The organism is Clostridium pasteurianum DSM 525 = ATCC 6013 (assembly GCF_000807255.1).
GTDB lineage: Bacteria > Bacillota > Clostridia > Clostridiales > Clostridiaceae > Clostridium_I > Clostridium_I pasteurianum.
In genome coordinates, this window is sequence record NZ_CP009268.1 from 552510 (window position 1) to 577800 (window position 25291).

The 25291-nt window shown below is 29.8% G+C and carries 23 protein-coding genes and 1 pseudogene; 13 read left to right on the forward strand and 11 right to left on the reverse strand.

All coding sequences use genetic code 11. From position 1 onward, the window contains the following. Nucleotides 1-70: 70 nt before the first annotated feature. From CLPA_RS02485 to CLPA_RS02510, 5 genes are all read right to left on the reverse strand, one after another. Nucleotides 71-1501: a sensor histidine kinase gene (locus CLPA_RS02485; RefSeq protein ID WP_004455208.1), complete on the reverse strand. Its 1431-nt coding sequence runs from the start codon at nucleotides 1499-1501 to the stop codon at nucleotides 71-73. Nucleotides 1502-1567: 66 nt separating this feature from the next. Next, nucleotides 1568-2320 (reverse strand): ABC transporter permease, encoded by a 753-nt coding sequence (locus CLPA_RS02490; protein WP_004455209.1) that lies wholly within the window; start codon nucleotides 2318-2320, stop codon nucleotides 1568-1570. After that, nucleotides 2307-3032 (reverse strand): ABC transporter ATP-binding protein, encoded by a 726-nt coding sequence (locus CLPA_RS02495; RefSeq protein WP_004455210.1) that lies wholly within the window; start codon nucleotides 3030-3032, stop codon nucleotides 2307-2309. The genes CLPA_RS02490 and CLPA_RS02495 overlap by 14 nt, the downstream gene beginning before the upstream one ends. Before the next feature lie 431 nt (nucleotides 3033-3463). Further along, on the reverse strand, nucleotides 3464-4732 hold the full coding sequence (locus CLPA_RS02505; protein WP_004455211.1) for a hypothetical protein: 1269 nt from the start codon (nucleotides 4730-4732) through the stop codon (nucleotides 3464-3466). 12 nt (nucleotides 4733-4744) lie between these two features. Further along, on the reverse strand, nucleotides 4745-6001 hold the full coding sequence (locus CLPA_RS02510) for a hypothetical protein (protein WP_004455212.1): 1257 nt from the start codon (nucleotides 5999-6001) through the stop codon (nucleotides 4745-4747). 476 nt (nucleotides 6002-6477) lie between these two features. On the opposite strand from CLPA_RS02510, the gene CLPA_RS02515 reads away from it, so the two are divergent. Then, a complete protein-coding gene (locus tag CLPA_RS02515) occupies nucleotides 6478-7695 on the forward strand; it encodes an MFS transporter (RefSeq protein WP_004455213.1) in 1218 nt (405 codons plus the stop codon). 231 nt (nucleotides 7696-7926) lie between these two features. Here the strand turns inward: CLPA_RS02515 and CLPA_RS02520 are convergent, their stop codons facing one another. After that, nucleotides 7927-8739 (reverse strand): PPK2 family polyphosphate kinase, encoded by an 813-nt coding sequence (locus tag CLPA_RS02520; protein ID WP_004455215.1) that lies wholly within the window; start codon nucleotides 8737-8739, stop codon nucleotides 7927-7929. Between the two features lie 440 nt (nucleotides 8740-9179). Between CLPA_RS02520 and CLPA_RS02525 the strand changes: the two genes are divergently transcribed. Further along, nucleotides 9180-9605, forward strand: a complete 426-nt coding sequence (locus CLPA_RS02525) for a CBS domain-containing protein (protein ID WP_004455216.1) — start codon at nucleotides 9180-9182, stop codon at nucleotides 9603-9605. A gap of 244 nt (nucleotides 9606-9849) precedes the next feature. Continuing rightward, a complete protein-coding gene (locus CLPA_RS02530; protein WP_004455217.1) occupies nucleotides 9850-10707 on the forward strand; it encodes a YitT family protein in 858 nt (285 codons plus the stop codon). A gap of 119 nt (nucleotides 10708-10826) precedes the next feature. Here the strand turns inward: CLPA_RS02530 and CLPA_RS02535 are convergent, their stop codons facing one another. Beyond that, nucleotides 10827-13292 carry a CoA-disulfide reductase gene (locus CLPA_RS02535; RefSeq protein WP_004455218.1) on the reverse strand — a complete coding sequence of 822 codons (2466 nt, stop codon included), beginning with the start codon at nucleotides 13290-13292 and terminating at the stop codon, nucleotides 10827-10829. A gap of 152 nt (nucleotides 13293-13444) precedes the next feature. Continuing rightward, on the reverse strand, nucleotides 13445-13729 hold the full coding sequence (locus tag CLPA_RS02540) for an ArsR/SmtB family transcription factor (protein WP_004455219.1): 285 nt from the start codon (nucleotides 13727-13729) through the stop codon (nucleotides 13445-13447). Between the two features lie 180 nt (nucleotides 13730-13909). On the opposite strand from CLPA_RS02540, the pseudogene CLPA_RS20275 reads away from it, so the two are divergent. Continuing rightward, a pseudogene (locus tag CLPA_RS20275) lies at nucleotides 13910-14020 on the forward strand (helix-turn-helix transcriptional regulator); the annotation flags it as partial. A gap of 162 nt (nucleotides 14021-14182) precedes the next feature. Here the strand turns inward: CLPA_RS20275 and CLPA_RS21835 are convergent. Further along, nucleotides 14183-15139 carry a polysaccharide deacetylase family protein gene (locus CLPA_RS21835; RefSeq protein WP_004455220.1) on the reverse strand — a complete coding sequence of 319 codons (957 nt, stop codon included), beginning with the start codon at nucleotides 15137-15139 and terminating at the stop codon, nucleotides 14183-14185. An 836-nt stretch (nucleotides 15140-15975) separates the two neighbouring features. Here CLPA_RS21835 and CLPA_RS02550 point away from each other — a divergent pair. From CLPA_RS02550 to CLPA_RS02565, 5 genes are all read left to right on the forward strand, one after another. Further along, nucleotides 15976-16188, forward strand: a complete 213-nt coding sequence (locus CLPA_RS02550; protein ID WP_034830278.1) for a FeoA family protein — start codon at nucleotides 15976-15978, stop codon at nucleotides 16186-16188. A gap of 87 nt (nucleotides 16189-16275) precedes the next feature. Further along, nucleotides 16276-16497: a FeoA family protein gene (locus tag CLPA_RS02555; RefSeq protein WP_004455223.1), complete on the forward strand. Its 222-nt coding sequence runs from the start codon at nucleotides 16276-16278 to the stop codon at nucleotides 16495-16497. 54 nt (nucleotides 16498-16551) lie between these two features. Beyond that, entirely contained in the window at nucleotides 16552-18708 is a 2157-nt protein-coding gene (gene feoB, locus CLPA_RS02560; protein WP_004455224.1) for a ferrous iron transport protein B, read from the forward strand. Between the two features lies 1 nt (nucleotide 18709). Continuing rightward, entirely contained in the window at nucleotides 18710-18850 is a 141-nt protein-coding gene (locus tag CLPA_RS20280) for a FeoB-associated Cys-rich membrane protein (protein WP_076719202.1), read from the forward strand. 212 nt (nucleotides 18851-19062) lie between these two features. Continuing rightward, entirely contained in the window at nucleotides 19063-19542 is a 480-nt protein-coding gene (locus tag CLPA_RS02565; protein ID WP_004455226.1) for a Fur family transcriptional regulator, read from the forward strand. 267 nt (nucleotides 19543-19809) lie between these two features. On the opposite strand, the gene CLPA_RS02570 is transcribed toward CLPA_RS02565, so the two are convergent. Beyond that, nucleotides 19810-20949: an AI-2E family transporter gene (locus CLPA_RS02570; RefSeq protein ID WP_236906090.1), complete on the reverse strand. Its 1140-nt coding sequence runs from the start codon at nucleotides 20947-20949 to the stop codon at nucleotides 19810-19812. A 604-nt stretch (nucleotides 20950-21553) separates the two neighbouring features. Between CLPA_RS02570 and CLPA_RS02575 the strand changes: the two genes are divergently transcribed. From CLPA_RS02575 to CLPA_RS02585, 3 genes are all read left to right on the forward strand, one after another. After that, a complete protein-coding gene (locus CLPA_RS02575; RefSeq protein WP_004455229.1) occupies nucleotides 21554-21898 on the forward strand; it encodes a hypothetical protein in 345 nt (114 codons plus the stop codon). 65 nt (nucleotides 21899-21963) lie between these two features. After that, nucleotides 21964-22335 (forward strand): 6-carboxytetrahydropterin synthase QueD, encoded by a 372-nt coding sequence (gene queD / locus CLPA_RS02580; RefSeq protein ID WP_004455230.1) that lies wholly within the window; start codon nucleotides 21964-21966, stop codon nucleotides 22333-22335. Nucleotides 22336-22507: 172 nt separating this feature from the next. After that, nucleotides 22508-23260, forward strand: a complete 753-nt coding sequence (locus CLPA_RS02585) for a 7-carboxy-7-deazaguanine synthase QueE (protein WP_004455231.1) — start codon at nucleotides 22508-22510, stop codon at nucleotides 23258-23260. 103 nt (nucleotides 23261-23363) lie between these two features. On the opposite strand, the gene CLPA_RS02590 is transcribed toward CLPA_RS02585, so the two are convergent. Beyond that, nucleotides 23364-24422, reverse strand: coding sequence for an HD-GYP domain-containing protein (locus tag CLPA_RS02590; RefSeq protein ID WP_004455232.1), 1059 nt, complete (start codon nucleotides 24420-24422; stop codon nucleotides 23364-23366). A 460-nt stretch (nucleotides 24423-24882) separates the two neighbouring features. On the opposite strand from CLPA_RS02590, the gene CLPA_RS02595 reads away from it, so the two are divergent. Further along, entirely contained in the window at nucleotides 24883-25245 is a 363-nt protein-coding gene (locus CLPA_RS02595) for a PilZ domain-containing protein (protein WP_004455233.1), read from the forward strand. The last annotated feature ends 46 nt before the right edge of the window (nucleotides 25246-25291 follow it).

Here is a 25291-nt window from a genome sequence, read left to right on the forward strand (position 1 = left end):
GGATTTTGGATAAATCATTATTATTGAATTCCAGTATCAATTACATTTAAAAGATATTATTAGAGAGTAATTATATTTTAGCAAGAGATATTATTATACTTGTACCTTGGTCTTTATGAGAATTTGCCCATATTTTTCCCTTATGGCCTTCTACAATCTGTTTTGCTATGGCAAGGCCAAGACCACTGCCTTTAGCATTGCTTCTTGCAGAATCTGATCTGTAGAATCTATCAAATATTTTATTTGTATTTTCTTCGTCTATTCCAGAACCATTATCTCTTATTTCTATTATAATACTTAAATTGTTTTCCCTGATAAATATAGTTATTTCACCTCTATCTTTATTCATGTATTTTCTTGAATTATCAAGAATGTTGAGAATAACTCTTCTGAAACGCTCTCTATCTATCAAAAAGTACTTTGAATTATCAAGGTGATTTTCAAGTTTTATATCTATGTTTGAATGTTTGAGTATGACATAACTCTCTTCAACGCAGTAACTGAAATATTCATCTATATCAGTTTTCTCAAAATTAAAGGGAATTTGACCTAAGTCCAGTTTTGAATATAGAAGTAAATCGTTAATCATGGAATCCATCTGTTTTGTCTTTACATTTATGGTTTTTAAGTAGTGTTCCAGCTTCTCAGGGCTATTTGCCACTCCATCTAGTATACCCTGCACATAGCCTTCAATGGAGGTAAGGGGGGTTTTTAAATCGTGAGAGATACTGGATACCAGCATTTTTCTATTGTCATCATATTTTGTTTTCATATGTATGGAATCTTTAAGTTTTATACGCATTTCTTCAAAATTACTGCATAGTTCTCTTATTTCCTTATCGCCGCTTTCCACTATTTCTGAATCCAAATTACCATTTTTTATTTCATCAGCAGCTTTTTTTAAAAGGGATATAGGTAATAATATCTTCTTTGAAAGAGCATAGGATACAATAATACTGACTAATGTATAAGATGCAAAAAATGCAATTAATACGTATATGATGAATCTTTTGAAAAAGCCAGAATCCTTTCCAATAGGAGTTAAAAATATCACATTACCAGTGCTTTTATCTTTAAACTCTATGGGAAAGGAACTAATAGAATAATAAGTGTCATTTATAAATATAGGATCCCTTGATTTGTCCCTGGACTGCTGCAGTGTATTTTCAAGGCTTATATTATTTATATCCTTGGAGGAATATAACACAATACCATTTTTATTTATTATAATTTTACCTTGAGTAATTGCCAGTTTACTTTCTAGATAACTTTTAAAATGTTCATCTTCAATACTTTTATTATCAGATTTGGCTATATCTTTAGTCATATTTAAAAGTTCTGAATTTATGAAGGTAACTTTTTTAAAGTTGTTGTAACCTATGGTTTTTCCTAAAAATTCTGAAGATACAAATGTTAGTATAAAAGCGGTTATGGCAGTAATTATAAGGGGAATTATTATAGTTAAAGTATTATAAATAATAAGACGTCTTTTAATATCCATTTTCTATTTAATCCTCATTGTATTTTTATATATAATAGACAGTGTTTCCTGAAAAAAATATTTTATTTAAAAGTCTTTTCTGTCAAATAAGAGATATCCTCCTGTAAATAGTATTATAGCATAACTTAAGAGCATCATGAACTGGCGGAAAATTTTAAAAACAGGTATAGTGTCCATAATCCATAGATTGTACCAGCTTAGCATAGAGGTAAAAATCAATCCTGAATAGGCTGAAAAGAAAATTCCAAGGGCTTTGAGACCGATAAATACCAGTATAGAAAAGAAAAACACACCTACTTCGCTTTTTATTATATTTGTGAATAGTGCAATCATAAGACATAATACTATCATTGGAAACAGGGTAACTACATAGGAGAGTATTATCTCTAAAATTCCTATAAAACTAAAGGAATTTGCATTAAATATAAGTCCCGAAATTATGGAAAATATCATTGTAAGCATTAAAATTGAAAATATAAATATTACTATGGAAGCTATTTTTGCTGAAAAAAGCTTCAGTCTTGATACAGGTCTTGTAAGGACAATTTTCATAGTGTTTTTGGAAAATTCACCAGAAAAACTGTCGATAGTTACCAATGCCACAAATAAAGGCAGCAGAGTGTTTATTATTATGGATAAAATAAGAAAGGGGAACTCATTACTGGAAACTCCTTGAACTCCAAAATTACTTCTCACTAGGGATATAAAAATCTGACCTATTATTATAAAAAATAGTGCAAGTATAATTCCAACTAAAGCTTTTTTCTTTTTATATAATTTTTCTAATTCGTTTATTAAAGCTGCTTTAAATTCTACCATTTCTCTCTACCTCGCTGATAAAATAATTTTCTAATGAAGCATAATTATTCAATATATTTTTAGTGTTATCTACATTGATAAGTCTTCCATTATATAAAACTCCAATAGTTGTGCAAGTCAATTCTATATCGTGTATAAGATGACTGGAAATAAAGAAAGTTGTCTTTTCTTTTTTCGCTAGATTTTTTATTATATTTCTCATGCTGATCATTCCTTCTACATCCATACCGTTTAGAGGCTCATCTAAAATTATAATCTTTGGATTTGATAATAATACTGCTGCAATACCCAATCTTTGTTTCATTCCAAGAGAAAATTTAGTAGGTTTTTCATCTTTGAATTTGGAGAGACCTACCATATCTAAAACTTCATTAATTCTATTGTTATCTACATTTTCATAGAATCTTGAGAATTGTTTAAGATTTTCAAAGGCTGTAAGATAGTGAAATACTTCAGCGGTTTCAATGATGCAGCCCACACTGGCCATGGCCTTTTCAAATTCTTCCTGAACACTGTGACCTAATATTTTTACTTCTCCTCTATCGGGTTTTACAAGTCCTGTCATTATTTTCATGGCAGTGGTTTTACCAGCACCATTGGGACCAAGAAAGCCGAATATGTCTCCTTCGTATATGTCAAGATTAAGATCCTGAACACCTCTGTTATTTTTATAGGTTTTAGATAGGTTGGTTATTTCTATAACTTTTTTCAATAAGTACACCTCCGAATTTATAGTGATAAACTGTAAACTGCTGCTAAAGGACAGAATAAGCAGCAGTTCACTGTTGTAGTCATTTTTTAGATGAAATTCAGTAAAATATATTTTTGTATAGTCTATGCAAATACTTTAACTGAAAAACTGAAATTTTAACTATAGATATCTAAAGTCTGTAATTGAAGCAAGTTCTTAATTCAGGTGGGGATTCTTTTACCCTATCTGAATTTTAGAACTGCGAATGCATGGCTTACTTGGCGTTGAACTCCCACTTGAAGAAAAGCAGAGAGCCCAAATTTTAATTTGGTGCGAATCGCTTTCACAGAGTGCAAGCAGAGAACCAAAATCTTCTTTTCGATTTTGTGTGAGGGCTGTACAGCGTGCGGGGGAGACTTACGCCAAGTTAGTTAGGTTAAATATGAATTTTATTATTTAAATACTTTAGTGTATGAACCGTGTCCTGAAGCATTTAAGTTTGGGGAAGAAATATCTATAGTTGCTGCATCAGAATTTAAATATATCTCTCCATCTAAATTTTTTTCAGAATCGCTTGTTATTTTTGCGGCATAAGGAGAATGATTTTTATCTTTATAAAATTTACCTGTAAAACTGAATTTCTTACTGTTGGATTTTTCATAACCTGGTAAATATTTTTCCTCATAAGTTCCACTTATATTTTCTGTGTCTATTTTTTCAATATTTACAGTACTTTCGCCTATTTTAATGAATTTACCATCCTTTTCAATTGCTATAGTGGAAGTATATTTTCCTATATATTTTTCTGGATTAGTTAGTTTGTCATAATTTGAAGTCTTAGTTTCTTCTATTACATTTTTACCAGAAAGATCGGGTTTATTTATTTTAGTAGAATTAACATCATATATCTTTAACATCATTTCAAAGGTTAAATCATGAAAGGTGTTATTTTTATCCTTACCGGAAATTATTCCAGATACCAGCCCCGTTTTAATTAAGTCGCTTTTATCTATGGTCATGTTTCCTTTTACATTTTTTATGGATATATCCTCTATAAGTTTTGGCATTTTACTGTAGTTAGGGTCATTGCTGTTAAACATATCTTTAAATTTATAGGATAGTAATGCATTTGCAATGGAAGGAATCTGTGTATTGTTTACAGTACCTGATAATTCTTTGCTTCCATCCTGTTTCACATTTACCGCCACAATATCTTTAAGATTTCCTACTAGAGCATCTGCTATTTTTTCTAGATCTTCAGCTCCAGCTTGTTCAAAGGGGTTGTGAGGGAGTATATTTGGTTCAGTATTATCATGACTTTTGTAGTTTGTGACATAATAAGAATCGTTTTTATAACCGTCTGATGACTCTTGACCTGTATATTTTGATATAGCAGTATTCTTATCAAGATACATATAGCTGCCTTTTTTACTTTTTCCGTTATAAGTTTCGCCGATAGTTTCTTTTGTCTTATTAGTTAAATTATACTTATTTATGGAATTTTCATAGGATACAATAGTACTACCATCTTTTATAATCATAGATCCTTCCATAGTATAGCTGGAAAGCCCTGTAGAAGTCTGCTTTCCTGTATATTTAAGTGAATCCTTCATCTGTTCATAACCACTTTTGGTAGCTGCTTCTGCCATGGCAGTGCTGGCAAACATCAGTGTTCCCAAGGCGAAGCTTATGGCCATAAGGGTCTTTTTCTTAAATTTCATTTTTTCATCTCCTTAGTCAAAAATTTTATTATAAATAGGATCAAATCCTGTTGAATTCTGATTATTTATATAGAAGTTTATTGAAGGACTTTCTGGATTTAGGTATAAATGTGCTTCCAGATCTTTTTTATTACTATTATTTAAAGATAACTCTGCGTCAAAAGGAGAGTAATTTTTTTCTTTATGAAACTTACCTGTAAAGCTAAACTTTTCATTACGCTTTTCATATTCAGGTATATATTTTGTTTCATAGCTTCCAGTAACAGTTTCAGCATTTATTTTTTCAATGTTTATAGTAGCTTCACCTATTTTAACGAATTTACCATCTTTTTCTTCTACTATGTTAGATATATATTTTCCTATATATTTTTCAGGATTTGTCAATTTGTTATAATCATAGGAGGTCTGGGTGCTTTCCTGTACCTTCTTTCCTGTTAAATCTGGTTTACTTACTTTGGTTGAATTTATATTGGATATACCAAGTGATACCTGAAAAGTTAAGTTGTGAATAGTATTATTTTTGTCTTTACCAGAAAGTACTCCGGAAGTAACAACAGTTTTAATTAATCCGTTTTTATCAGTGATTACATTACCTTTTGCATCTTTTATAAATATATCTTTTGTAAGCTTAGGCATCTTGGTAAATCTAGTGCCCTGTTGATTACCATAGGAATTTTTAAACTGGAAGGATGCCAGAGCATTTACTATAGAGGGAATTTGTGTATTGTTTATGGTGCTGGATAATTCTTTGCTTCCATCCTGTTTTACATTAACTACTATTGCATCCTTTAGATTTCCCACAAGGGCATCGGCTATTTTCTCAATATCCGCAGTCTTGTCCTCTTCAAAAGGATTTTTTGGTAAGCTTATATTTTTATTGCCATTTGTGTAATTTGTCACAAGATAAGAATCCTGTGATCCTTTTATATTCGTTGATATTATTGTGTTTTCATCTGAGTAATTATAGGAAGTATATTTATCTTTTCCATCATAATATCCAGTTGTATTTTCCATGGATTTATTTTTTAGATCATATTTAGTTGTATTGTTTGACTGATAAATCACCGTGTCGCCAGTCTTTATACTCATAGATGTATCTAAAGTATAATTGGAAAGCCCAGAGGTAGTTTGTTTTGCTGTGTATTTAGCTGAGTCTTTAAGCTGATCGTAACCACTTTTAGTAGTTACTTCTGCCATGGCAGTGCTGGCAAACATAAGTGTACCTAAGGCAAAGCTTATGGACATAACAGTTTTTTTTCTAAATTTCATTTTTTTCATCTCCTTGTTTTAATTGTTAATATGGAAAAGGACGAACTGATGACAGTAAATTGCCAAATGTATGTTTTGCTCGCTAGATAATAAGTGAAAATTACTATATAGTTCTTTAGCTAATTTAATAGTTTACTTTTTACAAAAACTTTCGAATTCCAGAGGGGGAACTCTTACAGAAACTCGAAAGTTTGTCTAGGAAGTACTTCCTGATTATATTCTAAAGTAGATACCTCTATTTTATCTAAACTAATTATAAACAAAATCTAAACTTTGCAGAGATGAAAAATTTTCATATATATTCCTGTTTTTTTATCAGTTTGACATTATTAATTTGGAAGTATAGTATTAAAAAAGATACTTTCGTAATAGAGGGAAAAGACGAAGGAAAAGGCAAAGTATAAAGTTCAAAGAACAAATATCAGATTTAGAAAAGCTTCGTACTTTTCTCCAATATTGACTTGGAGTGATGTATTATGAGTTATATTCAAAAGGGAACCAAGGAATTTAAAAATACTAATATCGCCTTGTTTGCAGGGGGATTTAATACTTTTGCTATTTTATACTGTACACAGCCTTTAATGCCAGAACTTTCTAGAGAATTTAAAATTTCACCAACCATTGCAAGTTTGTCACTTTCAGTTACAACTATTACATTGGCTTTTAGTATGTTATTATTTGGTTCATTATCAGAAGTTTTGGGACGAAAAATAGTTATGTCATTTTCAATTGTTTCAGCTTCAATATTAGTATTACTTACTGCCTTTGTTCCTGGATTTCACTATCTTTTAATATTCAGAGTGCTGCAAGGACTTGTTTTAGCAGGGTTGCCAGCTGTTGCTATGGCATATATAGGTGAAGAAATTGAAGCAAAAAGTCTTGGTATGGCTATGGGACTATATATTAGTGGAAACTCTATAGGGGGTATGGCAGGACGTATAATAATAGGTACTATCACGGATTTCTTTAATTGGAGAGCTGCACTTGCCTGTATAGGAATTTTGGGGCTTATGTTTAGTATTTTATTCTTGATTAAGCTGCCGGAGTCAAAAAATTTTACTCCTCGTAAATTTGAAGTGAGTAAATTATTGAAGTCTATGATAAATCATATTAAGAATCCTAGATTGCTCTGTTTATATGCTATAGGATTTTTAATTATGGGAAGTTTTGTTTCCTTATATAATTTTATCGGATATCAGTTGCTAGAACCTCCTTATTCACTTAGTCAGGTTTTAGTTGGGTTCATTTTTCTTATTTATATAATAGGTACCTTTAGTTCTACCTGGATGGGACGTATGGCAGATAGATATGGACAATCTAAAGTACTTTGGATTGTAATATTGGTGATGGCTATAGGTGCAGTTATAACTTTAAAAATAAGTTTAATTATAAAAATTATAGGAATTGCAATTTTTACCTTTGGATTTTTTGGGGCCCATTCTATCGCCAGCAGCTGGATAGGAAAACTGTCTACTCATGATAAATCACAGGCTTCTGCACTTTATCTGTTCTTTTATTACATAGGCTCAAGTATTGGTGGGACTTCAGGAGGAACTTTTTGGTCGTTGTATGGATGGAAGGGAGTAATTGGAATGATAAGCTGTTTTTTGATATTGGCGGTATTGCTTTCCGTTACAGTAGCTTTCATCACAAAGAAGATCAATTTAAAACAGGAAAATTTGCCCTGTAAGTAATAAATTTCAAAAAAGTTATAGAATAGTGTGTTAGAAAATGGGAAAATTGTACCTTGTAAGATATACACAGAAAAGAGTTGTGTAACTTATAGGGTACAGTTTAATTTTTAGTTATTTCATTATTAAAAATGGTTATTAAAGCTTAAATTCTAACAATTAAATGGGAAGATTCTCAAGTTGAATTAATATTTATTCCTTTGGAGATAGTCATTTATAACAATTTTTTATATGTTAACGACTGTTATTAAGTTCATTTATCAGAGCCTGTATGTTATCATTGGTTTTAGGGTATTCTAATTTTAAACTTTGTAGATTATTTACTATAATTTTAAGTATTATATAGTCCCTAAACCATCTATTATTTGAAGGTATTATATGCCAAGGGGCCTTTTTTGTACTGCAATTACAAATTATGTCTTCATAGCATTGTTGATATTTATCCCAAAAATTTCTTTCTTTAAGATCTGATAGAGAAAATTTCCAGTGCTTTTTAGGATTTTTAAGTCTTTCTTCAATTTTTTCTCTTTGAAAATCCTTTGATATATGTAAAAAAAATTTTAATACTAGTATGTTATTATTTATTAAGTATTTTTCAAATTTATTTATTTCTTTAAATCTTTTAAAAGCTATTGTATCATTTATTTGTCTATGAACCCTTGTTATTAGTACGTCTTCATAGTAAGATCTATTGAATATGGTTATGTTTCCCATTGAGGGGCAGTATTTATGAACTCTCCAAAGATAATCATGACTTAGTTCTTCCTGGGTTGGTTCCTTAAAACTTTTTACATTGAAGCCATTGGGATTTATTCCTGAGAGTATCTTTTTTGCAGTACCATCTTTGCCACTGCAGTCCATTCCCTGCAGGATAATCAGTAGAGAAAATTTTTTTGAAGCATAGAGGATGTTTTGAAATTCTGAAAATTTTTCTTGTAAACATAAATATTCATCATTGATATTATCTTTTGAGAGATTTTCAGTATCCTCAGGGGAGAAATCTTTTAAACTAATTTTATTATTTTTAACTATAGTGAAATTTTCCATAATATACATCCTTTCTGTTATTATAGTTTACTTAGTTTTACAAGTAAGTATAAAAATATTCATATTTATAATTCTATATTAATGGATTTTATTAATAAGTGAAAGAATTATAATTAATAATTTTGCATGAAATAGACATATATTGATTGATGTTTTCAAAAAAAAGCTGTTTTATTTGAAAAATTAATATACAATAGATTATAAGATTAAAAAATAATTTGATTTCTATGGAACAAAATGGTATTATTATACTGCATTGGTTATTAAATTTTTACATAAAGTTAAATAACACTTTATTGAATTTATTAATTATAGAGATATAATAATTCTTAGAGAGATAAATAAATAATATTTTTATTAGGGTTAGTTTAATCTTATAGAATTTATTATAAACGATAGAGATGAAATCGTTTAAATAATACAAAGAGGGGTTAAGTAGTATGAATGTAGCATTTTTTTTAACACCGAAAACAGAAGTTATATGTGAGAAGATAACTTCTACAATGAGGCAGGTATTAGAGAGAATGGAATATCACAGATATAGTGCAATTCCAATAATAGATGATGAAGGAAAATATGTAGGGACTTTAACAGAAGGGGATTTACTTTGGAAGATGAAAAATAGTCCAAATCTTAAATTTAAAGATACCAGTAAAGTTCATGTATATGATATACCAAGGCATATTGTAAATAAGCCAGTCCATATAAATTCCAATATAGAGGATTTAATTTCAACAGCGGTAAACCAAAATTTTGTTCCAGTAGTAGATGACAATAACATATTTATAGGAATAATTAAGAGGAGTGATATAATAACCTATTGTTATGAAAAGCTATTTCATAATAACATGAAAAAAGAAGCTTAGTTTTAACCAAAAGTATGGAATTCTCCAATTATGGTTGAGCAGGATTAAGGGAAGCACTCACTTCTATAAGTGAAGTGTAGTTCACTATAAGGACAGAACTACTGATTAAGATATAATTTATCAGTAGTTTTTTTATTTTATATTTATTGACTAGTCAACTATTTAGTTTGTATAAATATAGTTCTTTATGTATAATAATAAGTAAGGGGATTCTTGAAAATTCAATTTTATAGGGGGGATGTAGATGAAAAAAAAGTTAATAGATGTCTATCGTAATATTAGCAGGGTATTATTTATAATCATAGGAGCTCTTTTATCATCTATAGCATTGGAAACATTTTTAATTCCAAATAACATGATAGATGGAGGTATAGTAGGTATATCCATTATGGTTAGTCATATAACAAAAATACCTTTAGGTGTTTTCACATTTGCGCTTAATGTACCATTTTTTATATTGGGATATAAGCAAATAGGTAAGACTTTTACTTTATGTACGCTATTTGCGGTATTCTGCCTATCTATGGGAGTTTCATTTTTTACACCTTTTCGTGAAGTTACACATGATGTATTTCTTGCAGCTATCTTTGGAGGTATTATTCAAGGGCTTGGAGTAGGTTTAATCATAAGAAATGGAGGATCTCTTGATGGAACAGAAATAGTGGCCATAATACTTGATAAGAGAATAAGTTTTTCAATTGGAGAAATTGTTATGTTTTTCAACTTATTCATCTTAGGAATTTCAGGATTTATGTTCGGATGGGACAGGGCTATGTATTCACTTATAGCTTATTTTATAGCCTTTAAAGTTATTGATATTGTGGTAGAAGGTTTGGATGAATCAAAGGCTGTCACTATTGTTTCATCAGAATATCAGGAAATATCAGAAGCCATAATGGCAAGACTTGGTAGAGGGCTAACTCTTCTTGATGGAAAGGGTGCCTACAAGGGAATTCCAACAAGTGTATTGTATGTAGTTGTATCTCGTCTTGAAGTAGCCAAGCTCAAATCTATAGTATACAATTTTGACCAAAGTGCATTGATAACCGTAAGCAGTGTAGAAGTAGCAGGAAAGAAATACAAGAAGAAGGCTATCCATTAATAGATAGTCTTTTTAATTTGCTAATAAAGTGCTTGTGCTTCTTGCATTTCTATAAATATTAATATATTAAGAACTCTACTAAAAATTTATATTATCTTCTTAACCTAAATATTTTGCAGTTATATAAATAGATTTACATTTGAGTTTTCTGCTTCTCCCAGATAGTAACCTACGCCGCCTATTTTAATATCATCAATAAGTTCTTCCTTTTGTATTCCCATTACATCCATGGACATTTGGCAGGCAACTATTTCAACACCATTAGCTATAGCAGTCTCCATCAGATCTTCAAGAGAAGATACATTTTTATTTTTCATAATACCACGTATCATCTTAGCACCCATACCAAGCATATTCATATTTGACAGTTTTAATTTTTTACTTCCTCTTGGCATCATTATTCCAAACATCTTTTCAATAAAGCTTTTTTTAACTGACACTTTTTCACTTTTCCTTAAAACATTAAGTCCCCAGAAGGTGAAAAACATAGTTACTTTTTTACCCATACTGGCAGCACCATTAGCAATTATAAAGGAAGCTATGGCTTTGTCTAAATCTCCGCTGAATACTACCATGGTTTTATTAGTATTAGCAGGGGGAACAGAAATGTTGGAGGAAGTTTTTTCTAAGGTTTCACAATTCTTTTTAATCAAAGCCGTAATATTGGCATTATCCTTAGTTAAATTTATAAGAGTATTATTAGTAGTATTACACCAAGATTTTATATCTTCATAAAAGCCTGGATCGGAAGCAGTAACTTTTAACGTTTCTCCATTCTTTAATTCATCTACAGATTTTTTTACTTCCATTAAAGGTCCTGGGCAGCATAAGCCGCAAGTATCCAAAACCTTATTGCAGTTATAGTTACCATCAGTTGCCGCTACTTCTTTCATTGATTCAGAATCTAATTCTTTTTGTTCAGTAAAGTTAATTTCCTTTGGTTTATAATTTAGCATGGATGCAGTTTTGTATCCACCAGTTAAATTTTTAACCTTGAAACCTTTTTGTTTAAGTATCCTTTCAGCTACATAGCCTCTAAGACCTACCTGACAATAGACAATAATTTCCTTGTTTTTATCCAGCTCTGATAATCTTTCTCTTAAATTATCTACAGGGATATTTATGGCTCCATCTATATGACCATTGTTAAATTCCAGTTTAGAACGTACATCAACTAATATAGAATTTGACAAGTCATAGTAATATAGTTCTGTAGGAGTAATAACTTCACTTTTTCCAGTAAGTACATTTTCAGCAGTAAAGCCTGCCATGTTAACAGGATCTTTTGCAGAGGAAAAAGGAGGAGCATAATTAAGTTCAAGTTCTGTTAAGTCATATATGGTTCCGTGAAGTCTCATAACTGAAGCTATAACGTCTATTCTTTTATCAACACCTTCATAACCCATAGCTTGGGCACCAAGTATTGTTCCCTTTTCATTGAAAATAAGTTTTATTGAAATAGGGGATGCACCAGGGTAATAAGAAGCGTGTGATACTGGATGAACGTATATAACTTTATAAGGTATATCTAATCTTTTTAAAGTCCTTTCATTATTTCCTGTGTTTGCGGCAGTTAAGCCAAATATCTTAATGATAGCAGTGCCTTGGGAACCATTAAAGCTTTTGTTTAGACCGGCTATATTATCTGCTGCAATTCTTCCTTGTTTATTAGCTGGTCCAGCAAGGGGTATAGCTGTACTTTGCCCATTTACGAAGTCTTTTATCTCCACAGCATCACCTACAGCATATATATTTTCTATATTTGTCTTCATATTCTTATCAACTAATATATGACCCCTTTTTCCAAGTTTAATCTGGCTTCCTTTTATAAAATCTGTATCAGGAACAACACCAATAGCTAAAATTACTAGATCAGTAGTTAGTTTTGTGTTACTTGACAATAAAATTTCAAGGCTGTTTTCAGTATCTTTAAAACTTTTAACACCATCTCCAAGTATTAAATTAACCCCATTACTTTCCAACTCCTTTTCAGCTATAACTGTCATATCAGTATCAAAAGGAGCCAATATATGGGGGGCTGCTTCCACTAAAGTTACATTTATTCCTCGCTGCACTAAGTTTTCAGCCATTTCAACACCGATAAAACCGCCGCCTATAACTACAGTATTCTTTATATCATTATTATCCACATAGTTTTTTATTTTATCTGTATCTGGAATGTTTCTGAGGGTTATAATTTTTTTGCTGTCTATGCCTTCTATATTTGGTTTCATTGGTTTTGCACCTGGAGAAAGTATTAAGTAATCATAGTTTTCTTCATAAATTCCTTTATCTTTACTATTTACCTTTACAAATTTTCTATTGGTGTCAACGCCTATTACTTCACTATTAGGTTTTACGTCCACATTAAATCTTTTTACCATATTTTCAGGAGTCTGAACAATAAGTTTTTTTCTATCCTTAATGGTTTCACCTATATAGTAAGGTAAACCACAATTTGCAAAAGAGATATATTCACCTTTTTCAAACATTATTATTTCTGCATCCTCATCTAATCTTCTAAGTCTTGCAGCTGCGGATGCACCACCAGCAACGCCACCTATAATTAAAATTTTCTTTTTCATAACAATCCACCTCCAAAAGATATTTCACCTGACTAACTTGGCGTAAGTCTCCACTTTATTTAAGTGGGAGTTCAACGCCAAGTAAGCTATGCATTTGCAGTTCTAAAATTCAGATGGAGTAAAAGAATCCCAACCTGAATTAAGAACTTGTTTCAATCTTCACTAAACAATGTATTCAATAAAGCGGCTATTTTTTTATTAGATACTTTATAGCGTATTTCTAATCCATTTCTCATTCCTCTTATGATTCCGGCACTTTTAAGCTTTTGTAAATGTTGAGATACTGTGGACTGGGGAATTCCCAAACATTCTTGCATATGGCTTACATTGCAGCCTCCATTTTCTATTAAACCCTTGACTATACAAAGTCTTACCGGATGGGCAAGTATTTTTAGTATTTCAGCTGCATCGTTAAATTGAGATAAATCCTTATTCATTAAATCACGACCTCATTAATATTAATATATCACTATATTTATATATTACGATATATAAATATAGTCTGTCAATTTTTTTATCACTATATGTGAAAAAATAATATATTGAAAACTTACTATTGTGATGTTTATGCAATAATTTGGTATAAATTTTATGTTTTAATATAAAATAAACTTGACATTAAATGTAAAGCTAGCTGCACAATAAGAAAAGTCACACAAAGTGAACTGGCTGACGCTGTAAATGTCACAAGGCAAACAATTATATCTCTTGAGAATGGGAGATATAATTGTTTGCCTTGTATTGTTTGATTATATTATATGCAGCAGAACTTATTGCAGGACTTTTTTATCCTATTTTAGTTGAAGTACTTTTGATTATGATTTATATTTTTATTGTATTATATGTTTAAAATGTTTAAATGTGGTATTAATTATTTTACGATATGATATCTAAAGCCCTTTAAAAGTATAGCCTTTATCCTTTAGAATTTTTATAATTTGAGGCAATGCTTCCGGTGTAGTAGTTTTATAAGGTGCATCGTGCATTAAAATTATAAGCTTATCTTGATTTCCCATGGTTTCATTGAATCTAAGCAGCAATCTATCTACAGAAGCCCTTGATACTTCCGCATCTCCTGTAAGACAATTCCAATCAATGTAGCGATAACCGGCTTTACTTACAGCATCTTTATAAGAATGTCTGCCAAAAGAACCACCTGGAAATCTTATAAGGCTTGTATCATGAGTACCAATTATTTTAGTTATTACATCTTGGGATTTTTTAATATCTTTGATGAAATTTTCAGGGGATGAATATACTATGTTATACTCATGAGAATAAGTATGGTTACCAATGGAATGACCTTCTGCCTTCTCACGTTTTAAAAGCTCAGGATTTTCTTCACACATGCTTCCTATTACAAAGAAAGTAGCTTGTACATTTTCTTGCTTTAATATATCTAAAACTTTTGGAGTAACATTAACACTTGGGCCATCATCAAAGGTTAAATATGCCACCTTATTGGGAACTTCTTCATTATCTGGTGTTGGTGCCTCACTTCCTTTGTCAGTTGATGAAGTATTAGCTGGCGGTACTGGATTATTTCCTGCATTTTTTGATGAAGGTGCATTATTTCCAGCTGAATTATTACTACTAACTGTGTTTTGAACAGCGGGTGGTTTGTCAGCTTTATTTTTGGCAGTATTATTATGTTGAATGCTTTGATTATTAGTTGTGGAAACAGGTACTTTTTGTAAGGTATTTTGATTTTCTGAACTAGCTTTTGCTCTCAGAGTAAATTTAATTCCAATTCCAGCAAATAATATACAGACAATAAATAAACTTGTAATGATAATAAATTTATTTCGTCTTTGATATTTTCTTCTATTTAGTCTGCTTTTTTTCATTTTGTTGCATAGTCGTTAAAACCTTATAAAAATCTATAAAGCTTATTTAATTAATTTATTTCATGCTAAATAATCAATTCGGATAAAATAATAAGATAGGTACATACTACAAACTATTATAATTATTAGTTATTATAACATAATATGGAATGCGCTGACTCAATTATAGAATATTATTATGTATTTTATTAATATAGTTGTAATTATAATAATATGATTAAATGTAAAACTCTGCTTTTATAGTTTTATAATGTTACTGGTTTTGGACAACTTACTCCCTTCTTTATTTAAATTTACGTTGTAACCTACGCAAAATTTCTCTAATTTACATTAATATAATTAATATACTATTATTATACAGTATAAACTATGTTTCAACAATGATAAAATCTAAATTTATTTAAGAATTAACATAAAAATCTAAAATCAATATTGATGATAAATCAATATTTTAAAGTACATATTATTATAAATTTTAATAAAAAATTTAATTATATTATAGTAATTTATAAAACTAAAAATAATTAAGGTGCTTTAATAAAAAAGTATCCATATTTTTATATTGCTATTGACATATAAATAAGAGGGGGATATAATTAACATCGATAGTGATAATCAATGTCAATTACAAACGGACTTTATATAAATTACTATCGGTGGTGTGTTTATTTATGCATAATTTAATGCAAAAGACATGATTAACATAATTTGACTTTATTTATCTATTGATAATGATTATATAGTGTAATTGAGAATGAATATTTGTCTCATGTAAATACAATGTGGATAAATATTTGAATGGGTGAAATTTATTAATATTAATAAAGGAGAAAAATATGATGCCGATTACAATGTTAAAAGTAGGAGAAACGAACAATATTAAAAATATTACTGGTAATGATAAAACTCGCCGACATCTAGAACATCTTGGATTTATTATTGGAGAAAACGTAACAGTGGTATCTGAGATAGCTGGCAATCTGATTGTAGGTGTTAAAAATTCTCGTATTGCCTTAAGCAAGTCAATGGCAAATAGGATTATGGTATGAGGCATATGAAACATACTGACTAGTTATTTATTTGAATATGCCTAACATAATCTACTATTTGTATATATAAGAAAGGAGATATTATATATGAAAACTCTAAAAAGTACTAAATGTGGTGAAACAGTTACTATAATTAAAGTTCATGGACAAGGACCAGTAAAAAGAAGATTTATGGATATGGGCTTAACTAAAGGAACTGAAGTTTATGTAAGGAAGGTAGCTCCTCTTGGAGATCCTGTAGAAGTAAATGTAAGAGGTTATGAGCTTAGTCTTCGTAAAGAAGATGCAAGCATGATTGAAGTAGGCTAAAAGATTACATATATCAAATTATAAATAATTTATATTAAATTAGGAGGGATAAAATTGTCAATTAAAATTGCTCTTGCAGGTAATCCAAACAGTGGTAAGACAACTATGTTCAATGATTTGACTGGAAGCTCACAGTACGTAGGTAACTGGCCAGGGGTAACTGTAGAAAAAAAAGAAGGTAAACTTAAAGGACACAAAGATGTTATTATTCAGGATTTACCAGGAATATATTCCCTTTCTCCATATACTTTGGAGGAAGTGGTTTCAAGAAATTATCTAATCAACGAAAAACCAGATGCTATTATTAATATTATTGATGGTACTAACATAGAAAGAAATCTATATTTAAGCACACAACTTGTAGAAATTGGTATACCAGTTGTCATGGCTGTAAACATGATTGATGTTGTCCGTAAAAATGGAGATACTATAGATTTAAAAAAATTAAAGGAAACCCTTGGCTGTGAAGTTGTTGAAACATCCGCATTAAAGGGCATTGGTTCTAAGGAAGTAGCCCAAAAGGCAATAGAACTTGCAAAAGCTAAAAATATTTTTTCTTCAATTCATACTTTTTCAAAAGACGTAGAGGATGCTCTTACAAAAATTCAAGACGTTATTCAAAACCATATAAATAATTTAAATCTTCGTTGGGTGGCTATAAAGTTATTTGAGCGAGATGAGAAAATTCACGAACAACTATCCCTTTCTTCTGATTTAAAAGAAAAAATCAACAGCATTATTGAAGTTTATGAAGAAAAACTTGATGATGATGGCGAAAGTATTATAACTAATGAACGTTATTTGTATATCAGTAAGGTTATAAAACAAGCTGTACATAAGAAGTACAGAGGTAAGCACACAACTTCCGATAAAATAGACGGGATTGTTACAAACAGATGGCTTGGACTTCCTATTTTTGCAGGAGTAATGTTCCTTGTATATTATCTTGCAGTTTCATCCATTGGATCCATAGGAACTGATTGGGTAAATGATGTGTTGTTTGGTGAAATTGTTCCAAATGCTGTAGGAAATTTCTTAACAGCAATAGGTACTGCTGAGTGGCTTAATTCTCTTATCTTAGATGGTATTGTAGCTGGTGTGGGTGCTGTACTTGGATTCTTACCTCAAATGCTTGTGCTATTTTTCTGCCTTTCCATATTAGAGGATTGTGGATATATGGCTCGTATCGCATTTATCATGGATCGTATATTTAGAAAATTTGGATTGTCAGGTAAGTCGTTTATTCCAATATTAATTGGTACAGGATGTGGTGTTCCTGGTATTATGTCAACACGTACAATTGAAAATCAACATGATAGAAGAATGACTATTATCGTTACTACTTTTATTCCTTGTGGTGCAAAACTTCCTATTATAGCTCTTATTGCAGGTGCTTTATTCCCTGGATCTGTATGGGTAGCTCCTTCAGCTTACTTTGTTGGGATCGCAGCAATTATTATATCAGGTATTATGCTGAAAAAAACAAAGCTTTTCTCAGGAACTCCTGCTCCTTTTGTAATGGAACTTCCAACATATCATATTCCAGGAATTAAAAATGTTCTTATTCACATGTGGGATCGTTCAAAGCACTTTGTACAAAAAGCAGGAACTGTAATATTACTTGCTACAGTTGGTGTGTGGTTCTTAAGTACTTTCAGCTGGAATCTTGCAATGGTAGATGCAGAAGACTCCATACTTGCTTCTATAGGACGTGTAATTGCAGTTATATTTGCACCACTTGGATGGGGGAACTGGAGAGCAGCAGTGGCTACTATAACAGGACTTATTGCTAAAGAAAATGTAGTTGGAACTTTTGGTATTCTCTATGGTTTTGCTGAAGTTGCTGAAGATGGAGCAGAGGTTTGGGGAACCCTCCATGCATCTTTCACCCAGGTAGCTGCTTATAGTTTCCTTGTATTCAATTTGTTATGTGCACCTTGTTTTGCTGCTATTGGTGCAGTTCGTAATGAAATGGGTTCAGCAAAATGGACTTGGTTCGCTATTGGATATCAAACTGTATTTGCCTATGCAGTAGCATTGATTATAAATCAGGTAGGTTCGTTGGTTACAGGCGGTAGTTTTGGATTTGGAACAGTAGTAGCTTTTGCTTTAATTCTTGTATTGATTTATTTATTATTTAGAAAGCCAAGTAAAACTTCTCATAATGAAATTGGTAATTCTATAGATAGTGAAAAGGAAGCGGTGATGTAATATGTCTACATTTATAGTTGGCGTAATTGTTATTGGACTTATAGGATTTTCAGGATATAAGGTATATAAATCTCACAAAAATGGAGGTGGCTGCGGCTGCTCTGGTGGTTGTGATGGTTCTAGTGATTGTTGTAAACATTAAATTTAGTATTTATTACTTTTTATAAGCTGTTACATATATGCAGTCTGCAGACTGTATATATGATAACTAATTTTAAGAAATATGGAATTCAATTGAATTTCATATTTTTATTAATGGGGTTAAATAATTTTAACGATACTTTACATAGTTAAATATAAAAAATATAAAATTTAATAAATAAAAAAGTATCATATAAAAGGGTGTTGTTAATTATGTATACCATAGATGATATTGATTATATAAGATCAAAATTAAAAAATAATGGATATAAGCTTACAAGGCAGAGGTTTCAGATAATAAATGTTATTAATAAAAATAAAAAACACATGAGTATTGATGAGATATACAGTAAAGTTAAAAGAAAAAATATAGGTCTTAGCACTGTTTACAGAAATGTTATTATACTTGAAAAAGTTGGAATATTAAAGTGCATAAATATATCTAATTCCAATTACTATGAGATAGAATGTACTGGAGAACATAAAGTCCATGTACATGCACAGTGTACAGAGTGTAATAAGTTAATAGATATAGATGAAAGCAAATTATTTAAAAATTGGGAAATAATTATGGGAAAAATGGAACAGAATTACAATATCACAGTAGATAGTATAAGTATGGTGGTATCTAGTGTATGCAATAAATGCAGTGATTCTAGTGATACTTGGCAAGATCAGATTATAAATAAGTAATTTTACATAAATTTTTATTTAATTAGTAATATTTTATGTTATAAATCTTATTTTAGATATATAAGAGTCTTATTCTGTAAAGGAGTTATCTAAACTTAGTTCAGAACAAACTCAATTAATTGAGTTTTATTATAAAGTTAGTAGTAAACTCAATTCTTTTTATTTATACTGAAAGGATATTAAAAGGGAGTGTTGTAGAATGTTAATGAGAGTTTTAAAAAAACTGTCTTACAACGTATATGCATACATTGTAAGACAGTTTTTTGGCTATTTTAACTTTTCAGGTGAAATTTTTTTTGCTTTTAGTCTCGGATAAACATCTTCTCTTAAAAGAGTATATATTACTGAAAATACGGGTACACTTACCAGCATTCCCACAATACCAAAAGTGCTTCCAAGCAGTGTTATTGCAGCCAATACCCAAATAGCAGGCAGACCTACAGAATTTCCTACTACTCTTGGATATATTAGATTACCTTCTATTTGCTGCAGTATGAAAAATAAGATTATAAACCATAGGGCCTTTACAGGATCCGATACCAAAATTAGAAAGGTTCCTACAAATAATCCTATAAAACCTCCTACTAGAGGAATTAATGCCGTAAAAGATATTAATACTCCTATTATTAAGGCATAAGGTAAGCCCAATATAGTCATACTTATAAAGAACATAGCCCCTAAAATTACTGCCTCAAGACATTGACCAGATATAAAGTTTGAAAAAATTTTACTTGAAAGTCTTAGTATATATAGAATTCTATCTACTTTTCCTTCTGGTAAATAGGCATACATAATTTTCTTAAATTGCTTTGAAAGTTTTTCTTTTTGAATTAAAATATAAATTGCAAACACAAGGCCTAAAATAAAATTGAGAATACCACTGAATATAGAGCTAGCTATACTTACAGTTAAGCCTAAAATATTAGTAGTACCAATTTTTAGAAAATCAAGAGCTGTTTTATTGATTTCATCCCAGTTGATATTGTTTATGGTGTTTATGGGAATTATTTCAGGCAGTTTTAACATCAGTCTATTATATAACCCTTGAAGTTTTAAAATAGAATTTGATACATTTGTACTAAGGGTGCTAATGGTATCAATTAATTCTGGAATAACGATACCAGTAACGAGTATTATAATGGCCAGTATAAATATAATTGTCAATAAAATACTTATAGGACGTTTGATTTTATCATTTATGTTCTTTTTACTTTTTAAATTATAAGAAAATAGTTTTTTCTCAATTATTCTCATGGGTACGTTAAGGACAAAGGCCATACACATACCTAGTAAAAAGGGAGTTAGTATTTGAAAAGTTCTGCTAAAAAAACTCGACACAGTTGAAAGATTTTGTAATCCCCAATATAGTAAAACAGCTATTACTATAATTGAAATAATTTTTTGCATATTTCTGCGATTAAGTTCCAAGTCAATTTCTCCTCCCATTCCCCATGTGTAATTAGCATATAAATTATAGTGAATATACATTTATTTAGTAACCATTTCTGTTTTGAGTATTTAATCTATAAAAATATTAAACTCAAGTGCAATAAGCTTGAGTTTAATATATCAATTGATATGATAATTGTCAATCTAATGAAAAAAGATGAGGTGAAAACAATTGATAATTGAAATTGACAGCAGGTTAAAATAATAAATAGATAGCTTAAAATGAAGGGGATTTTTAAAAAAATTTATAATGGTATATTTCAGTGAATCAGTATATAATATTAATATCAGTAAAATTAAATCTTAGGTATTTGCTGCCCATATTAATAGTGAAATAATTATTTATCCGATGACTACCAGCCGTAATACTCCCAGTGCACTTTGTACAGTGGGAGACAACGGCTGCTATGTCCCTGGATAACAATTTCTAAACTTCAGATGAAAAAAACATCTGAAGTAAAGAACTTTGTTTATAGAATTTATTGAAATAGTTGTATTAATATATAGAAAAGTGGTCAAAATCATGAAAAAGAGTATAAACTTATAATTAGGTGGTGAAATAGTGGATAAAGAGATTTTGGAAATATTAAAGAGATTAGAGCTGGGACAAAATGAGTTAAAGAAAAACTACGCAAGTCTAGAACTAGGACAGAAAGAGTTAAAGGAAAACTACGCAAGTTTGGAACGGGGACAGAGTAGGTTAGAAGTAAGGCTTAATGAGACTTATGAAATAGTAAGAACTCTTGAACATTCAGCAGAAGTAAGCAAAGCTGAGCATGATAAAATGAACAATGATATAGTGCACATAAAAGGTAATGTAGAAGGGCTTAGAAAAGACCTATCAACAGTGGAGATAGTAACGGCAAATAATTACGCAGATATAGCAAAATTAAAAGCAATAAAATAACTAGGGTAAGCAAATATCCCCTAGTTATTTTATTGTCATAACGTATAGGAAAAGGAGTAGAAATTATGTTTACTTATGAAGTGATTAAAAAGGTGAAATTTGATGCAGCACATTTTATTCCTGAATATAAGGGTAAGTGTAGAAATATCCATGGACATACTTGGTTTGTAGAAGCAGGGGTAAAGGGCAATAAATTAGAAAATGGAATGCTATTTGATTTTACAATTCTAAAGAAAGAATTGAAGAGCATTTGTGATGAATTCGATCATAAATTTTTAAATGAATTAGAAGAATTTAAAGAGCTTGCTCCAACGGCAGAAAATATAGGAAGAGTTATATATGAAAAAATTGAAGATAAGCTTGATAAGGGCTTAGAACTCAGCTTTATAAAAGTTTTTGAAAATCCTGATTCTTGGGTTACTGTAACTAAGGATTAATAAAATTATTAGATTAAAAGAAAGTATTTTAAATTTTCAGAGGCTGTAAACAGAAAAGTTCATTTGGAACAAAGCAATCTGTTTATAAGCAGCTGAATTATAGATAGGATTGTCATACATAATATAACATATAAGTTAATTAGAACTACAACAAGATTAGGAGGAATAGTCTATGCCGCAAAGAGCCTATATAAAGGAAATATTTAAATCAATACAGGGTGAAGCTGAATATGTAGGTTATGAACAGATATTTGTAAGATTTATAGGCTGCAATATAAAATGCAATTATTGTGATACAGACATAAATAAATCTGAACATTTAAAGTTTTATAAAAATTGGGATTTGAATAATTATGAGTCAGTTAAAAATCCAGTAAGTCCAGAGGAACTCATAAAGCTCATAGAAAAATTAGATCCTGAAAACAGTGTTCACTCTATCAGTCTTACTGGAGGAGAGCCTTTAATTAACATAGATTTTTTAAAAGAATTTTTACCTAAATTTAAAAGAGCCAGGGATACTAAAATATTTTTAGAAACTAATGGGACTTTAGCAGAGGAGCTTAGCGGCATAGCTGAATATGTAGATATTGTATCCATGGATTTAAAGCTGGCAAGTTATCTAGAAGATAAGAAGAATTTAATGAATGAACATAGATTATTCTTAAAGCAGTGCGTGGAAAATAATATAGCAACTTATGTAAAAGTAGTTATAGATAATAATTTCAATCAGGAAGAGTTAAATAATTATTTGGCATTAGTGGAGCCCTACAGGAACAATATAAAGGTATATATTCAACCTATGATGCAGGGGGATAAGATGCTTGTAAATTCAGAAAAATTAAGAGCTGCCTTTGAACTTTGTAAAAGTAAGGGATTGGTTCCAAGGATAATACCTCAAATACATAAGATGCTATCTTTAAATTAATAGCATTGTATTTGCTTATACTTGGATAGATAACTTTAATTTTATATATAAAGTATGGAGAAGTACAAGACTATGAAAAAGTATAGTTTGTACTTCTTTTGCCCTATAAGTATTTAGTATCTAGAAATAACTGTTTTACGTATAAGTCTTTATTATCTTTTAAATCTATGAAACCGTCTTCTGATAATAATAAAGGCCTTAAAAAATCATTTTTATGTATTTGTATTATTTTACATACTCTATCATCACTGAGTAATACATTCTCACCCATATAATAATTAATCATGTGATTCAAAAATATTGTACAGTAATTGTAATCAAGCTTTCCTATACTGTCTTCTTTAATTATCTGCAATGCTTCAAAAGGCTTCTTTCTTGATCTATAGGCTCTATTGGAATTAATTGCATCAAAGGTATCAGCAATAGCAATTATTTTTGCAAAAGGATGAATTTTATCAGCTTTTAATCTCAAAGGATATCCTGATCCATCTTCTCTTTCATGATGCATAAGTATGGAATTAGCTACTGATTTGTCCAAAAAGTTTATTTTGTTTATGAGTTGATAGCCTATTATAGGATGAGTCCTTAATTTATTTATTTCATTAAGGGTCAATTTATCTACTTTATTTATAATAGAATTATCTATTTTAGTTTTTCCAAAATCATGCAATATGGATGCATAAGTAAGTAAATTTAATTGTTTATCATCTAGTCCAATCCATTTTCCAAGTATTAAACTTAGGGCTGCCACATTAACCCCATGCCTGTAAATGCTGTCTTTACCGCTGCCATAAAGCACAATATTTTTTATAATAGAATCTGTAAAGTATAGGGATTCTTTTATTTTAGCAGAAAAACTTCTAATGTCTTCCATGTCTATTGAATCTAATTTATTGGCTTTAGAAAATAATTTTTCCAAATTAAAAGTAAGTTTAATAAAATCTTCTTCTATTTTGATTAAATCCTTTTGAGTATATTCTTCTAGTTCATAATATATTTCAATATGACTGTAAATATATTTTTCTCTTAATTTTTCTATTAATTTGTTTGTTAAAGGTATTCCCTTTTCTACAAGTACAATGTTATCATATTTTATGGGATTAACAAGTATCATGCCTTCTTTTAAATCTTTAACTTTTATAGTTTTTTTATTATTTTCCATATATAAGCAGCACTCCTTGTAACTTAATTACAGTAATTAAGTTTATTTTACCTTAATTGAAATCCATTATCAAGAATATTTTGGAAATTATTATTACATTAAACATTGAATAACTAGGATTTAATAGTTATAAAATAATATATTTTATCTAGAAAAAATATATGTATACTTTTACTAATTAGTATAAAAATGTATAATAGGTTGATAATCATTATTGATTAAAGTATAATGATTTCATATAACTGATTATATAATTATTTTAATAATATATGAGCCAATATATCTTCAAGTATAAAATTAAGAATTTTAATTTTATGCGAATTACTATATAGATTACCATAGAACACTAGGTCTGATAGTAATGGGATAAATTATCTGAATTTAAATATAGAGTAGTAAAGTTAATCCTCCAAGGTTAACATTCATTGATAACAATCAATAAGAAGAGGTGACCAGCTTCATGAAAAATAATTATAATAATAACTATCAATTTAACAGAAACAGTATATTTAAAAAAAATAAAAGAATTTATAAAAGACTTAAGTATAATGATACTATAATTATAACCAGTATAAACGGTGAAAAAACTAATTTAAAGCTGCAGGGAATAAACCTATCCATTTCAGGAATAGGCTTTGTATCTAGAAGCAAATTTGAAATAAATGATGTGCTTGAGGTAATATTTAAATATGATAAAATAACTATACCAGCAATAGTGCAGGTAATGCATATAAGTATATATGACAATGGATACTTTATAGGTGGTCAGTTTGTTGCGTTGCATAATACTTATATAGAAATTCTAAAACAGGAACTATCTTAGTTTTATGAAATAAGAGATTATAGTGAAGATACTATAAAATAAAATC